The sequence below is a fragment of the Mesorhizobium sp. WSM3860 genome (assembly GCF_002294995.1).
In the GTDB taxonomy this organism is placed as follows: domain Bacteria; phylum Pseudomonadota; class Alphaproteobacteria; order Rhizobiales; family Rhizobiaceae; genus Mesorhizobium.
Genome location: NZ_NSGF01000012.1, coordinates 12,485 through 28,118 on the forward strand (window position 1 = coordinate 12,485; position 15,634 = coordinate 28,118).

The following is a 15,634-nucleotide window of genomic DNA, read 5'->3' on the forward strand; positions in this document are numbered from 1 at the left end:
GCGCCCTGAAATAGGCCGTGCCGCAGTTTTGTCGAGTGGCCGTTTCGTGTAAAGAGCGCGGACCTCAAATTTCTTGGACCAGCGGACACAGTCTCCGCCACGAAAATCGACAGGAAAAACCACGGAATGCGCACAGATACCGGCCATGTCTTCAAGCTCGAAGACTACCGCCCCAGCGACTATCTCATTCCGCGGACCAGCCTCGATTTCCGTCTGTCTCCGGATGCTACCCGCGTCACTGCCGTGCTCACCGTCGAGCGACGCCAGGGGGTCGCCGCTTCCGCGCCGCTGGTGCTCGACGGCGACGGGCTGAAGCTGCTCGGCGTTGCCATCGAAGGGCAGGTACTCTCGGAAGCCGACTATCAGGCAACGCCCGAACAACTGACCATTCCGACGCCGCCGGCGGCACGGCGCTTCGAGCTTCGTCTCGAGACCGAGGTCGCGCCGGCCAGCAACGAGGCGCTGATGGGCCTTTATCGCTCCAACAATGTCTATTGCACGCAATGCGAGGCGGAGGGTTTTCGCCGCATTACCTATTTCCTCGACCGTCCAGACGTCCTCTCGGTCTACACCGTGCGCATCGAGGCGCCGCGCAACGAGGCGCCGCTGCTGCTGTCCAACGGCAATCCCGTAGAAAGTGGAGCGCTCGCCGACGGCCGGCACTTTGCCGTCTGGCACGACCCCTTCCCGAAACCTTCCTACCTGTTTGCGCTGGTGGCTGGCGCGCTCGGCAAGGTCGCAGGCAGCTTCACCACCCTGTCGGGCCGCGAGGTCGGGCTCGGCATCTATGTCGAGCCCGGCAAGGAGCGGCTCGCCGGCTACGCGATGGATGCGCTGAAGCGCTCGATGAAATGGGACGAAGAGGCCTTCGGCCGCGAATACGACCTCGACGTCTTCAACATCGTCGCCGTGTCCGACTTCAACATGGGCGCGATGGAGAACAAGGGCCTCAACATCTTCAACGACAAATATGTGCTGGCCGACGAGGAGACGGCGACCGATGCCGATTTCGCCAATATCGAGGCGATCATCGCGCATGAATATTTCCACAATTGGACTGGCAACAGAATCACTTGCCGCGACTGGTTCCAGCTCTGTCTGAAGGAAGGACTGACGGTTTACCGCGATCACGAATTCTCGGCCGACCAGCGTTCGCGCGCGGTGAAGCGCATCGCCGAGGTGCGCACGCTGCGCGCGCATCAGTTCCCCGAGGACCAGGGGCCGCTGGCGCACCCCGTCAGGCCGCGGCGCTATCGCGAGATCAACAACTTCTACACGGCAACAGTCTACGAGAAGGGCTCGGAAGTGGTGCGCATGATCCGCACCATCCTCGGCGCGGAGACGTTCCGCGCCGGTATGGATCTCTATTTCGAGCGGCATGACGGCGAAGCGGCGACGATCGAGGACTTCCTCAAAGTGTTCGAGGACGTCTCGGGCCGAGACCTCGCGCAGTTCGCGCTATGGTACCATCAGGCCGGTACGCCGAACCTGACGGTGAGTTCCTCTTACAATGCGGCGGCCAAGGCATTCACGCTGGAGATCGAACAGTCGGTGCCGCCGACGCCCTCGGAAAGCCGCAAGCGGCTGATGCATATTCCCCTGGCATTCGGCCTGGTCGGCGCCGGCGGCAAGCCTGTCGCCTGGACAGCCGTCGATGGCGCCGCCGTCGAGGACGGCATCATCCACGTCCGAAAGCGGCGGCACACGGTGCGCTTCTCGGGCGTTTCGGAGCGGCCTTCGGTGTCGCTCAACCGCGGCTTCTCGGCGCCGGTCACGCTCTCGGTGCAGCAGAAGGCCGATGACCAGTTGTTCCTCGCCAGCCATGACAGCGACCCTTTCTCGCGCTGGCAGGCCTTCAACACGCTGCTCACCGACGCGCTCATCGCGGCGTTCCGCCAGCTGCTGGGCGGCAAAGAGCCGGCCTTCGACGCAAAGCTCGCCGAGCTTGCCGGAAGGATTGCCCGCGACGAGACGCTGGAGCCGGCCTACCGGGCGCTGGCCCTGTCGCTCCCCGGCGAGGCCGACATTGCGCGCGACATTGGCCAGGGCATCGATCCCGACGCCATTTTCGCCGCCCGCGAGGCGCTGGCGCGGACGATCGCCATAGGGAACCGCGAGATCTTCTCGGCCCTCTACGCCAGCCTGGCCGACAACGGTCCGTTCACGCCCGACGCGGCAAGCGCTGGGCGGCGCGCGCTGCGCAACATCCTGCTCGATTATCTTTCGCTGCTATCCGAAGGCGCGGCGCTTGCGGGGCGGCATTTCAACGGCGCCACCAACATGACTGACCGCGCGGCAGCGCTGACCGTGCTGGCGCATCGTCATGCCGGCTCCGCGCAAGCGGAGGAGGCACTGTCGGCCTTCGAGACGAGATATCGCGGCGATGCGCTGGTGCTCGACAAATGGTTCCAGATCCAGGCCGGAGTGCCGGGACCGCTGACCGTCGAAAAGGTGCGCGCGCTGATGCAGCACCCTGCCTTCTCGATCGCGAATCCGAACCGGGTGCGCTCGCTGATCGGCACGTTCTCCAGCGCCAATCAGACCGGCTTCCATCTCGCCGACGGCCAGGGCTACCGCTTCTTCGCCGAGACCGTGCTGGAGGTTGAGAAGCGCAATCCGCAAGTGGCGGCACGGCTGGCGACGGCGCTCCGATCCTGGCGCTCGCTGGAAGCGGTCCGGCAGAACAAAGCAAGGCAGGCACTGCTGCAGATTGCGAACGCCGAGAACCTGTCGGCTGATTTGCGCGACATCGTGGAGCGGACGCTGGCGTGATCCCTCCCCCTTGAGGGCAGGGTGGCCCGCAGGGCCGGGAGGGGTCCTCGGTGAAGTGCTCCATCCTTAGTCCAAGACAAGATCGAGCTGCGGTCGGTTGAGGCCGAGCACTGCCGCAGCGACCCCGCCCGTCCATCCGCCTTCGGCGGCTGTCCACCCTCCCCTCAACGGGGAGGGAGGCAAAAGCGCCAATTTCAATCAACTTTTAATCTTTTTTGGCCGTGCCTCTGGACAAGGCGAATCACCTTTGATTCCTTATTGACGATTCGGACGTGCGGCGTAGCCGGATCGTCAAGTATACGGCAATCGGGGAGTGCCATTTATGGCCAAGACGGACGCGTGGGGCGCGCCCGGAGGGAGAGCTTTTGCGCGTCGCGAGGCAAGGAGCGGCGGGCCTGCCGGCAATGCGCGTCTGATCGCCGAGCCGGCCTACCGGCGGCTGCTGGCGGCGGAACCGCTGCTGCGCCGCTCCATCCCCGCACTCATCATCATCTTCCTGATCGTCATCGCCGCACTGCGCTTCCTGTCGCTGGTGAACGACCGTGACGAGGTCGAACGCGACGCCAAGTCGGTGCTGGCGTTAGCCGCCGGCCAGATGGCACAGGCGATTGCCGCCGACCCGAACGCAGCCGGCGTGAATGCCATGGACCTTCTGGAGAAGACCAGCCGCCAAGGCGCCATGGGCCGCAGCCACGTGCTGGCCATCACCGACGGCGCTTTCAAGATCGTCGCGGTATCGCCATTGTCGACCGGCTGGCAGGGACGCTCGCTGGACAGCCTCGTGCTCGGCGGCCAGCCGCTCTTCATGTTCGGGGATCGCGCCGGCGTCATGGATGTCAGCATCGGCGGCAAGGACTGGTTCGCCGCCGTCAGTCTCACCGGCGACCGCAAGAACGCCGCGGCGGTGCTGGTGCCCAAGGAGGCGGTGTTCGAAAGCTGGCGCAAGACGGTATCGCTCAACGTCACATTGTTCGTGCTGACGGCCGGCGTGCTGATCGTCATCCTCTATGCCTATTTCGGCCAGGCGGCGCGCGCCCAAGCGGCCGACCGCATCTATCTCGAAGCCCATCAGCGCATCGACATGGCGCTGGTGCGCGGCCGCTGCGGGTTGTGGGACTGGGACATGGTGCGCGGCAAGATGTACTGGTCGCGCTCGATGTACGACATGCTGGGCTACGAGCCCTGCGATACAATGCTGTCCTTCGGCGAGGTGGACGAGATCATCCATCCCGACGACGGCGACCTCTTCGAGCTCGCCAACCGCATCGTCGAGCGTGAGATCGACCATATCGACCAGGTGTTCCGCATGCGCCACGCCGACGGGCAATGGGTGTGGATGCGCGCCCGCGCCCAGGTGATCGACCCGGAGGCGCCCGAGATCCAGCTGATCGGCATTGCCGTCGACGTCACCGAGCAGCGGCATCTCGCGCTGCGCTCGGAAGCGGCGGACATGCGGCTGCGCACGGCGATCGAGAACATCAACGAATCCTTCGTGCTATGGGACGCCGCCGAACGGCTGATCATGTGCAACTCGAAATTCCAGCAGGACAACGGGCTCTCGGACCGTGACGTGATGCCGGGCGCGACCCGCGACATGCTGGAGGAGCGCATGCTCGCCTTCGCCTCCGAGCGCAGGCTGGCCAACGCCAATGGGCCGCATGGCGGCGTCACGCTGGAGCGCCAGCTCGCCGACGGCCGCTGGCTGCAGGTCAACGAGCTTAGGACCAGAGACGGCGGCATCGTCTCGGTCGGCTCCGACATTACCCAGATCAAGCTGCATCAGGAAAAGCTGGTCGACAGCGAGCGCCGCCTGATGGCGACGATCCACGACCTCAGCCTCGCCCGCCGCGCCGAGGAGGAACGCGCCAAGGAGCTTGTCGAGCTCAATCGCAAATACATGAAGGAAACCGAGCGCGCCGAGGCCGCCAACCGGGCGAAATCCGAATTCCTCGCCAATATGTCGCACGAACTGCGCACACCGCTCAACGCCATCATCGGCTTCTCCGAGCTGATGCAGCAAGGCCTGTTTGGACCGCTGGGTTCCGAGCGCTACGAGGAATATGCCAGCGACATCAACGGCAGCGGCAAATATCTGCTCGGCGTCATCAATGACATACTCGACATGTCGAAGATCGAGGCCGGTCAGTTCTCGCTCGACCGCGAGGAGATCGACCTCTGCCCGCTGATCAAGGAAACGGTTCGCGTCATCTCGCTGCAGGCGGCGGAGAAGTCGATCACGGTAGAGACGCGCATCGCCGATGCGATGCGGCTCTACGCCGACCGCCGTGCGATCAAGCAGATCGCCATCAATCTGCTCTCCAACGCGGTGAAGTTCACCGGACAGGGCGGCAAGATCACGGTTAGGGCGCGCAGCGCCTCAGGCGCGCTGGTGCTCACCATCGAGGACAATGGCTGCGGTATCCCGAAGCAGGCGCTGAGCAAGCTCGGGCGGCCGTTCGAGCAGGTGCAAAACCAGTTCTCCAAGAACCACACCGGTTCCGGCCTGGGCCTCGCCATCTCGCGTTCGCTCGCCGAGCTGCAGGGGGGCGCGCTGAAGATTCGCTCCACCGAAGGTATCGGCACGATCGTGTCGGTCCGCATCCCGCTGAAGAAGGCGCCGCCCATAGTGAAGGTGGCGGCTTAGTCTACGGGCCGAAGTCGAGACGCTGGCACCAACGAATGAGGCGTGCAGTCAACCTCGCGAGGTCGGCGCTCCCGCGCGAAGCAGAAGGTCGAAATCCTTCCGAACCTTTCGCGACGTCTCCTTGAGATGCGCTTCGAGCACACCGAAATCCGGCAGGTCGGTAGCCGCTAGAAGCAGATCCGAAAGCCCCGGCGGAACATCGTCACGCTGGAACTCGCCGGTAAGGCAGAGCCTGATCATCTGGGTCAGCGCCAGATAGAGCCGCCAAGCCTCGCAAAGCTCCTGCCGGACATCAGGCGCCGCGAACCCGGAGGCCAGCCGCGCCAGCACTTCTGCGGTCGCGGTTGCCCGCCTGCCAGGTTCGACCGCGCCGGTGATGACCGCGACCTGGGCGATGAATTCGAGGTCGATCAGGCCGCCGGGGATCAGCTTGATGTCCCAGAGATCGCGCGGCGGCTTTTCCGTGTCGATCAGCGCCCGCATGTCGGAGGCATCCGCCTTCACCTTGGCGCTGTCGCGCGGCTGGGCGAGAACCGCCGCCACCTCGTCCTCGACCTCGGCGCAAAGCGCTGCGTCACCGCCAATGGCGCGTGCTCGTGCCAGCGCCATGTGCTCCCAGGTCCAGGCATCCTGTCGCTGATACTTCTTGTAGGCGTCGACATGAGTGGCGACCGGCCCCTTGTTGCCGGACGGGCGCAAGCGGAGGTCGAGCTCGTAAAGCACGCCCTCGGCCGTCGGCGCGGAGACGGCGGCGATCAGCCGCTGCGTCATGCGGGTGTAGTAATGTGAGGGCGCCAGCGGCTTCTCGCCGTCGGAGTCTTCCGCATCCGCGTCGTGATCATAGAGCAGGATGAGATCGACATCCGAGCCGGCAGTGAGCTCGCGGCTGCCGAGCTTACCCATGCCGAGCAGCGCGACCCTGCCCCCGGCAATCCTGCCATGGCGCAACGCGAACTCGGCAATGACTGCGTCGAGCGCCGCCTCGATGGTGAGATCGGCCAGGTCGGAGAAGGCGCGACCGGCGCGCCCGGGATCGATGGAGCCTGCAAGCAGCCGCACGCCGATCAGGAATTTCTGCTCGGAGGCGAAGATGCGCAGCCGGTCCAGCACGTCCTCGTATGCGCGGTCTCCCTCGATGAAGGCCGCAAGCCGCGCGGAGAGATAGGCGCGGTCGGGCAGTTCCGCGAGCAAGGCCGGATCGAGCAGACCGTCGAACACATGCGGGCGGCGCGTGATGATGGCGGCGAGCCGCGGAGCGGCGCCCATGATCGTCGCCATCAGCTTGAGCAGTGCCGGATTGGTCTGCAAAAGCGAGAAGAGCTGGATGCCCGCCGGCAGGCCGGCGAGGAACTCGTCGAAGCGGACCAGCGCCTCGTCGGCGCGGCGCGTCTGGCCGAAGGCTTTGAGCAGTGCCGGTGTCAGTTCCGTCAGCCGCTCGCGCGCCTCCGCCGACCGGGTGACGCGGTAGCGGCCGAAATGCCAGCCGCGGATGACGCGGCAGATATCGCTCGGCCGCTGAAAACCGAGGCGATGCAAGGTCTGCAGCGTGTCGGGATCGTCGACATCACCGGTGAAGACCAGGTTGCCGACGCCGGCCGACAGTTCGGGTGCCGTCTCAAAAAGCGCCGCATAATGGCGCTCGACCTGCTGCAGCGAGGCGCGGAAAGCTTCCGCGAATTCCGCCTCGCCGGTGAAGCCGAGCATCAGCGCGATACGCTCCAACTCCTCGTCCTCTTCCGGCAGGACATGCGTCTGCTCGTCGGCCACCATCTGGACGGCATGCTCGACGCGGCGCAGGAACCAGTATTGCCGGGTGAGCGCATCGCGCGCATCGGCGGTGATCCAGCCGCGCGCGGCGAGCGCGTCCAGCATCGGCACCGTCTCGCGGCCGCGCAGTTCCGGGAAGCGGCCGCCCGCAATCAGCTGCTGCGTCTGGACGAAGAACTCGATCTCTCGGATGCCGCCGCGGCCGAGCTTGACGTTGTGGCCTTTAACCGCGATCTCGCCGTGGCCCTTGTGGGCATGGATCTGGCGCTTGATCGAATGGACGTCGGCGATCGCGGCGTAGTCCATGTATTTACGCCAGACATAGGGCTGCAATTCCTTGAGGAAGGCCGAGCCTGAGGCAAGGTCTCCGGCCACCGGCCGCGCCTTGATCATGGCGGCGCGCTCCCAGTTCTGGCCGCGAGCCTCGTAATAGCGAAGCGCCGCCTCGACCGGGATCGCGAGCGGCGTCGAGCCGGGATCGGGGCGCAGCCTCAGATCGGTGCGGAAGACATAGCCATGCTCGGTGCGGTCCTGCAAGATGCGCACGAGGCGGCGGGTGAGGCGCGAGAACAGCTCCGTCGCATCGACCGGATCGACGACCGCCGGCGCCTCCGGATCGAAGAAGACGACGAGGTCTATGTCGGAGGAAAAATTCAGCTCATGCGCGCCGAGCTTGCCCATGCCGAGCACAATCCAGCCCGAGCCGCGCGCCGGGTCTTTTGGATGGGGCAGCTTGAGCTTGCCCTGCCCGTGCGCGTCGAGCAGCAGGAAATCGACGGCGGCGCGTGTGCAGGCATCCGCCAGGTCGCTCAGACGGCGTACCGTCAGCGCGGTCTCGGCCTCGCCGGACAGATCGGCTAGCGCGATGAGGAAATGCGCTTCGGCCTTGAACTGCCTGAGCGCCATCATCAGGCTCGATTCCGAAACATTCTCGGCCCGCGCCGCGCGATCAACCGCCTCGCCGATCTCGTTGAGCCGCGCTTCGATCGTCTGGCCGAACAGCGTGTCGAGAATGGCCGGCCGACGGCGGGCGGTATCGCGCAGGAACGGCGACAGGTCGAAGATGGCGGCGAGCAGATCCTGTAGCGGTCCTTCGCCGGCGAGGAACGCGGCGAGACGCGGAAGGCCGTCTTCCTCGGCCGCGTCAGCGATCTCGGACAATTCCCGCCGGGCATGGTCGCCGTCGAGCGGACGAAGCGCCAGCGTCGGTCGGAGTTGCCATTCCGTGTCGATCTTCTTCTTTGCCATCCTCGCCGCCATCAATGCGTCTCCCGTACCGGGAAACTCATGACTACGGACAATCCGGGATTGGCGGGTAGAAGATCAAGCCTGCCGTTGTGGAAAGTCATGATCGCCTTGGCGAGGCTAAGGCCCAGACCCGAGCCCGGCTGCGAACGGCTCTTCTCCAACCGCACGAAACGCTCGGTGACCCTGGCGCGGTCGGCATCGTCGGGAATGCCCAGGCCGTTGTCGGAAACGGCGAGCTTGACCTCGCCGCCGGTGGGTTCCAGCGTAACGCGCACTTTCGGGCTCTCGGCGGCGCCGGTCGAGTATTTGATCGCGTTGTCGACGATGTTCGACAGCGCCTGGCCGATCAACTCGCGATTGCCGTTGATGGTAACTGCTTCCGACACCGCGGTTTCCAGCACGACGCCTGCCTCTTCCGCAACCGGCTCGTAGAGCTCGACGACATCGCTCACCGTAGCGGCGAGGTCGACCGGGCCGGTTGTCTCGGAGGAATAGCCGGCCTCAAGCCGCGAGATCATCAGGATGGCGTTGAAGGTCTTGATGAGCTGGTCGGACTCGGCGATCGTCCCCTCCAGCGCCTGACGGTAGTCGGTCGTCTCGTGCTTGCCGGCAAGGGTGGCTTCGGCGCGGTTGCGCAGCCTGGTCAGCGGCGTCTTTAGGTCGTGAGCGATGTTGTCGGAGACCTGCTTCAGCCCCTCGTTCAGCATGGCGATACGGGCAAGCATCGTGTTGAGGTTTTCGGACAAGCGGTCGAATTCGTCACCGGCGCCGGTCACCGGCAGCCGTCCGCTGAGATCGCCGCCCATGATGCGGCGGCTTGCGTCGGAGACGCTGTCGATGCGCTTCAGCGCGGCGCGTCCGACGAAGAACCAGATCAAGAGGCCGCCGAGCCCCATCATGCCCAGCGCCAGCATCAGCGCGCGGCGGATGACGGCGCGGAAGCGCTCGGGCTCGCCAAGATCGCGGCCGACCAGCAAGATCATCTGATTGGGGAGTCGCAGCACCAGCGCGATAGCGTTGTGGCCTTCCTCGCCTTCCGACTGTGCGCTGCTGTCGCGCGAGGACGGCGCGCTCTGATCGGTGCCACCGCTACGCAATCTGTCGAGTTCGCCCTCCCCGAAGCGATGGTACGAAAAGGGCTCCGTCGTCCAGCCCTCGGTTTCGATGACTCCCGGCTCCAGGCTCTGCACATTGCCGGTCAGGATCTGGCCGTTGGTGTCGGCGATCAGATAGAGGTTGGCGCCGGGCTGGCGCGAGCGGGCTTCAACCACGCGCACCAGCAACGGCAGGCCGCCATTTTTGTATGCGCGAGCCAATCCCAGGGTCTCGTCATTGATTGTGTCCTGAGTCTGCGCCGTCAGCATGCGCGCCGAGAGCGACGTCATGTAAAAGACGAGCAGCACGGCGCACAGCGCGAAAAGCAGAAGGTAAAGCGCCGAGAGCCGGGCCGCCGTCGTCTTCATGATGGCCGGCAGAGAAAGAGCCATTTGCGCCTAGATCAGGATGACGATTGGCTGCATCGTCATCCCGATCTAACCATTTGTTGTAGCATAATCTTTTCCGAAAACCGGTTCCCAGTTTTTGCGATGGCTCTTCGGTTCGGGATCATGCTCTAGCCGCCTTTCAGCATGTAGCCGGCGCCGCGGATGGTATGCAGGATCGGTTTGTCGAAACCCTTTTCGATCTTGCCGCGCAGGCGCGAGACATGAACGTCGATGACGTTGGTCTGCGGATCGAAATGATAGTCCCAGACGTTTTCCAGCAGCATGGTGCGCGTCACCACCTGGCCGGCATGGCGCATCAGATATTCCAGCAGGCGGAACTCGCGCGGCTGCAGCGTGATCTCGCGGCCGGCGCGCTTGACCGAATGCGACAGACGGTCGAGCTCGAGATCGCCGACGCGGTAGACGGTCTCGGTTTCCCGGGCGCTGGCGCGGCGGTTCAACACCTCGACACGGGCAAGCAATTCGGAAAACGCGTAGGGTTTGGTCAGATAGTCATCGCCGCCGGCGCGCAGCCCGGTGACGCGGTCGTCGACCTCGCCCAGCGCCGACAGGATCAGCACCGGCGTGGTGTTGCCGCGCGAGCGGAGCGCTGCGATCACCGACAGCCCGTCGCGGCGCGGCATCATGCGGTCGACCACCATCACGTCATAGTCGCCGGCATCGGCAAGCGCGAAGCCGGTCTCGCCGTCGCCGGCGACATGGGCGGTGTGACCCGCCTCGGCGAAGGCTTTCTGCAGATAGTCCGCAGCCTCGCGATCGTCTTCCATGACGAGAATCTTCATGGGGCCGTTATACGCGATTTCACCGGAAGGTTGAGGGGCAGCCATGACTCAGCGCCTTTGCGTTCGCCAGCCGCGTATCGTGATCCCCAGACCGGTACCCGCTTGTGGGCACCGTGCTTGGTAAAGCGGCAGCGGGTGATGGGAAACCCGCTGCCGCCAGGAGCGAAACACGGTGACTGACTGACGTGCTCGGCCCATGTTTTCCCGGCGGCGGCTCGGGGGTGTTGAAACCGCCGCAAGGAAAGTCGCTGAGCAATTCCAGGAAAAGTGTGAAACGGTTTTCCGTCCGGAATTGCGTCAAACAAAGAAATAGAGCGGTTCCGCGTTTCCGAGAAACGATGAACCGCTCTACCAGATCAGCCCTTGCCGACGGGCAGCGCGACGAAGCGGTTGCTATCGTCGCGGGTGATCTGCATCAGCACGGCCTTGCGGCCCGACTTGGAGGCGTCGGTCATCGCCTTGGAAACGTCGTCGGTGGTGTTCACCTCGTTTGAATTGATCGAGGTGATGACGTCGCCGGGCTGGATGCCGCGGTCGGCCGCATCGCTGTCCGGATCGACATCGGTGACCACCAGGCCCTTGCCGTTTTCCGACTTGGTGACGGTGAGGCCGAGATCGGCAAGCGTATCGGCCTTGGCGGGGGCCGCCTGCTTGTTGCCGTCGTCGTTCGAGGCCTGCTTGTCGCTCGAAGGCAGCGTGCCGAGATCGACCTTGACCGTCTCGTTCTTGCCGTTGCGCCAGACAGTGACATCAACCGACTTGCCGGGCGCGTAAGCGCCGATCATGCGGGCGAGTTCCTTCGGCGAGGCGACGTCCTTGCCGTCGACCTGGGTGATGACATCGCCGGCGACGATGCCTGCCTTCTTGCCGGGACCGGCGTCCTGGGCGCTCGAAACCAGCGCGCCCTTGTCCGACTTCAGGCCAAGCGACTCGGCGATGTCGGAGGTGACCGGCTGGATCTCGACGCCGAGCCAGCCGCGCTGGACGGAGCCGTTCTTCATCAGGTCTTCGACCACCTGCTTGGCGGTCGAGGCCGGAATGTCGAAGGCGATGCCGACGCTGCCGCCCGACGGCGAGAAGATGGCGGTGTTTATGCCGATCACCTGGCCGTTGAGGTTGAAGGTCGGACCGCCCGAATTGCCGCGGTTGACCGAGGCGTCGATCTGGATGAAGTCGTCATAGGGGCCGGCGCCGATGTCGCGGCCGCGGGCCGAGACGATGCCCGCGGTGACGGTGCCGCCGAGGCCGAACGGGTTGCCGACGGCAACCACCCAGTCGCCGATGCGGATCTTGGAGTCGTCGGCGAAGTCGACATAGGTGAACTTGCCGCCGCCATCGACCTTCAGCACGGCGAGGTCGGTGCGCGGATCGGTGCCGATCAGCTTGGCGTCGAGCTCCTTGCCGTCATTGGTGACGACGGTGAAGTCGGAGCCTTCCGAAACCACGTGGTTGTTGGTGACGAGGTAGCCGTCCTCGGAAATGAAGAAGCCCGAACCTTGAGCGACAGGGCGCGGCTCGCCATTGCCGTGGTTGCGGTGGTTGAAGCGAGGCATGCCGAACTGGCCGCCCTGATCGCCGAAGCCGCGGAACTCCTTGAAGAAGCGGCGCAGCTGCGGATTGTCGGGCAGGTTGTCGAAGCCGTTCTGATCGTCGGAGCCGTCATCGGCCGTCGGCTGGATCTTGGCCTTCACTTTGACGCTGACCACCGCCGGCGAGACGCGCTCGACGACGTCGGCGAAGCTCGGGACCTGCGGAGCCTCGACACGCACAGCATCGGCCAGCACGGGGGCAGTGCCGGTGGCAAGCGCGCCCGCGCCGACCGCGCCAATGACGGCCAGGGACGCGACAGCCGCCATCAGGCGCTTGCGGGTGCTTGAATATGAATTGGGAGCAATATTCATGGGTCTCGTTTCCTCTTTCGAAGTGGATGCGCTCAGGCGAGCATCCTCGGAAAAGAGACTTAGTGAGGCGCACATTACGGCGCCATTTCCGATACATGAAAATTTTGTAATGTTGGCGCTTAGTCGCGCAGGAGCTTGTCCAGCGCCGCCTGTTCCTCGGCGCTGAGCGTGCTGTCCGGCGCGGGGCGGCGCGAACGGGTGCTGAGCACGATGAAGATGCCGCCGGCCAGAAGCAGAAGCGCCGGGGTGCCCCACAAAAGCGCGTTGCGCAGGCTGAAGCGCGGCTTCAAGAGCACGAACTCGCCGTAGCGCGAGACGATGTAATCCATCACCTGCTGGTCGGTATCGCCTGCGACGAGGCGCTGGCGCACGAGGATGCGCAGGTCGCGGGCCAGATCGGCGTCGGATTCGTCGATCGACTGGTTCTGGCAAACCATGCAGCGCAGGCCTTCGGAAAGCGCGCGTGCGCGAGCCTCCAGCGCCGGATCGGGCAGCACCTCATCGGGCTTCACGGCCTGTGCCGCGCCGGCGAAGACCAACGCCAGCAGGAGGATCAGCGAGGCGAGCGAGAACTTCGCTTTCATGTCGGGCTCGCGGGTGCGGCAGCGGCAGCCGCCTTGCGGCGCCTTGCGGGGGCGCCAACGCGCAGGCGCCGGTCGAGCAGCGACATGGCGGCGCCCGCCATCATCACCAGCCCGCCGCCCCAGATCAGCGTCACCAACGGCTTCCACCACAGGCGCACGACGACAGAGCCGTCCTTGGCACCATCGCCGAGCGACAGATAGAGCTGGCTCAGACCCAGCGTCCTGATGCCGGACTCGGTCGTAACTGTCTGCCGCACCGGATAGAAGCGTTTCGCCGAGGTGATCTCGCCATCGGCATTGCCATCGGTGCCAATCAGCACGAAGCGGCCGCGATCTTCGGTGAAGTTCGGGCCTTTCTGAGGAAAGAGCCCTTCGAAGCGCAGCGTGTGGCCGGAAAGTTCCACCGTCTCGCCGGGACGCATGGTGAGAATCTTCTCGGTGCCGAAGGACAAGGTGCCGACTATGCCGAGCAAGGTGAGCCCGAGGCCGAAATGGGCAAGCGCGGTGCCGAAGACCGAGCGCGGCAGGCCGGCAAAGCGCCTCAGCATGACGGCCGGCGCCACCGACCCTGCGCCCGACTTGACGGCAATGTCGGTCAGCGCACCGGCGGCAAGCCAGACGGCGAGTCCGACGCCAAGCGCGGCGAAGACCGAGGCGCCATCGATGAACAGGCCGGTGACCAGCATCGCGGCAATCGCAACTGCGAAGGCCGCCATCAGGCGCTGCGAGGCTGCAAGGACGTCGCCGCGCTTCCAGGCAAGCAGCGGCCCGAACGGCACGATGGCGAGCAGCGGCAGCATCAGCGGGCCGAAGGTCAGGTCGAAGAAGGGCGCGCCGACCGAGATCTTGCCGCCGGTGATGGCCTCAAGCGCCAGCGGATAGAGCGTGCCGACGAGCACCGTCGCGGTCGCCGTGGTCAGGAACAGATTGTTGAGCACGAGCGCGCCTTCGCGCGAGATCGGGTGGAACAGGCCGCCTGCGGTCAGCTTGGAAGCGCGCAGTGCAAACAGCGCCAGCGAGCCGCCAATGAACAGCGTCAGGATGCAGAGAATGAAGACGCCGCGCGCCGGATCGGTGGCGAAGGCATGGACCGAAGTGAGCACGCCGGAGCGGACAAGAAAGGTGCCGAGCAGCGACAGCGAGAAGGTGAGGATGGCCAGCAGCAGCGTCCAGATCTTCAGCGCCGAGCGCTTTTCCATGACGATTGCCGAATGGAGGAGCGCCGTGCCGGCGAGCCAGGGCATGAAGGAGGCGTTCTCGACCGGGTCCCAGAACCAGAAGCCGCCCCAGCCAAGCTCGTAATAGGCCCAGTAGGAACCCATGGCGATGCCGCCGGTCAAAAACATCCAGGCGACCAGCGTCCAGGGCCGAACCCAGCGCGCCCAGGAGGCGTCGATGCGGCCTTCGATCAGGGCTGCGACCGAGAAGGAGAAGCAGATCGAGAAACCGACATAGCCGAGATAGAGCAGCGGCGGATGGACGGCGAGGCCGAGGTCCTGCAGGATCGGGTTGAGGTCGCGGCCCTCGATCGGCGCCGGGTTCAGCCGGACGAAGGGATTGGACGTCGCCAGGATGAACAGGAAGAAGGCGGCGCCGATCATGCCCTGCACGGCCAGCACATTGGCCTTGAGCGTCGCCGGCAAGTTGGAGCCGAAGACAGCGACGAGCGCGCCGAAGAAGGTCAGGATCAGCACCCAGAGCAGCATCGAGCCTTCGTGGTTTCCCCACGTGCCGGTGATCTTGTAGATCATCGGCTGCAGCGAATGGGAGTTTTCCCAGACGCTCGCCACCGAGAAGTCGGAGCCGGCATAGGCGGTGGCAAGAGCGGTGAAGGACAGCGCGGTGAGCGCAAAGCCGGTGACCGCGACCGGACCGCCGACCGCCATCAGCCGCTGGTTGCCGGTGCGAGCGCCGACCAACGGCACCAGCATCTGCACCAGCGACAGCGCGAAGGCGAGGACGAGCGCGAAATGTCCGGTCTCAACCATTATTGGCTCTTACTCTCCTGCCAGACGCCCTTGGCTTTCAAGCCATCGGCGACTTCCTTGGGCATATAGCGCTCGTCATGCTTGGCTAAAACGCTATCGGCGACGAAGACGCCGTCCGGGCCGAAAGCACCTTCGGTGATGACGCCCTGCTCCTCGCGGAAGAGGTCGGGCAGGATGCCGGTATAGGCAACCTTCACCGACTTCTGCTTGTCGGTGACCGAGAAGGCGACGGTGGCGCCCTGCCCGCGCACGATGGTTCCCTTCTCGACGAGCCCGCCGAGACGAATGCGCTGTCCGGGCTGGACGGTTGCGGTGGCGAGGTCGGCGGGCATGTAGAAATAGGATGCCTTCTGGCCTAGCGCGTAGAAGGTAAGACCGGCGGCGGCGCCGAGGAAGGCCAGCCCTGCGAGGATCACCGACAACCGCTTCTGCTTGCGCGTCAT

At 65.0% G+C, this 15,634-nt stretch carries 9 protein-coding genes; 2 read left to right on the forward strand and 7 right to left on the reverse strand.

Annotation, left to right across the window (positions count from 1 at the left end; translation table 11 throughout):
- Positions 1–126: 126 nt before the first annotated feature.
- The gene (gene pepN, locus CK220_RS19145; protein ID WP_095813033.1) at positions 127–2,772 is read left to right on the forward strand and encodes an aminopeptidase N; all 2,646 of its coding nucleotides are present in this window, start codon (positions 127–129) and stop codon (positions 2,770–2,772) included.
- A gap of 322 nt (positions 2,773–3,094) precedes the next feature.
- Positions 3,095–5,416 carry a PAS domain-containing sensor histidine kinase gene (locus CK220_RS19150; protein ID WP_095813034.1) on the forward strand — a complete coding sequence of 774 codons (2,322 nt, stop codon included), beginning with the start codon at positions 3,095–3,097 and terminating at the stop codon, positions 5,414–5,416.
- Positions 5,417–5,464: 48 nt separating this feature from the next.
- Here CK220_RS19150 and CK220_RS19155 read toward each other — a convergent pair whose 3' ends face one another.
- The 7 genes from CK220_RS19155 to ccmE all read right to left on the reverse strand — a co-directional run bounded on the left by CK220_RS19155 (position 5,465) and on the right by ccmE (position 15,634).
- A complete protein-coding gene (locus CK220_RS19155; protein ID WP_176479134.1) occupies positions 5,465–8,443 on the reverse strand; it encodes a bifunctional [glutamine synthetase] adenylyltransferase/[glutamine synthetase]-adenylyl-L-tyrosine phosphorylase in 2,979 nt (992 codons plus the stop codon).
- Entirely contained in the window at positions 8,443–9,918 is a 1,476-nt protein-coding gene (locus CK220_RS19160; RefSeq protein WP_095813035.1) for a HAMP domain-containing sensor histidine kinase, read from the reverse strand. Before CK220_RS19160 ends, CK220_RS19155 begins: the two co-directional genes overlap by 1 nt.
- Positions 9,919–10,043: 125 nt before the next feature.
- Positions 10,044–10,718 (reverse strand): response regulator transcription factor, encoded by a 675-nt coding sequence (locus CK220_RS19165; protein ID WP_095813036.1) that lies wholly within the window; start codon positions 10,716–10,718, stop codon positions 10,044–10,046.
- Positions 10,719–11,074: 356 nt separating this feature from the next.
- Positions 11,075–12,619, reverse strand: coding sequence for a Do family serine endopeptidase (locus CK220_RS19170; RefSeq protein WP_095813037.1), 1,545 nt, complete (start codon positions 12,617–12,619; stop codon positions 11,075–11,077).
- Positions 12,620–12,738: 119 nt separating this feature from the next.
- Positions 12,739–13,203: a cytochrome c-type biogenesis protein gene (locus tag CK220_RS19175; protein WP_066997591.1), complete on the reverse strand. Its 465-nt coding sequence runs from the start codon at positions 13,201–13,203 to the stop codon at positions 12,739–12,741.
- On the reverse strand, positions 13,200–15,191 hold the full coding sequence (locus tag CK220_RS19180) for a heme lyase CcmF/NrfE family subunit (protein WP_095813038.1): 1,992 nt from the start codon (positions 15,189–15,191) through the stop codon (positions 13,200–13,202). Before CK220_RS19180 ends, CK220_RS19175 begins: the two co-directional genes overlap by 4 nt.
- On the reverse strand, positions 15,191–15,634 hold the full coding sequence (gene ccmE, locus CK220_RS19185; protein ID WP_095813039.1) for a cytochrome c maturation protein CcmE: 444 nt from the start codon (positions 15,632–15,634) through the stop codon (positions 15,191–15,193). The genes CK220_RS19180 and ccmE overlap by 1 nt, the downstream gene beginning before the upstream one ends.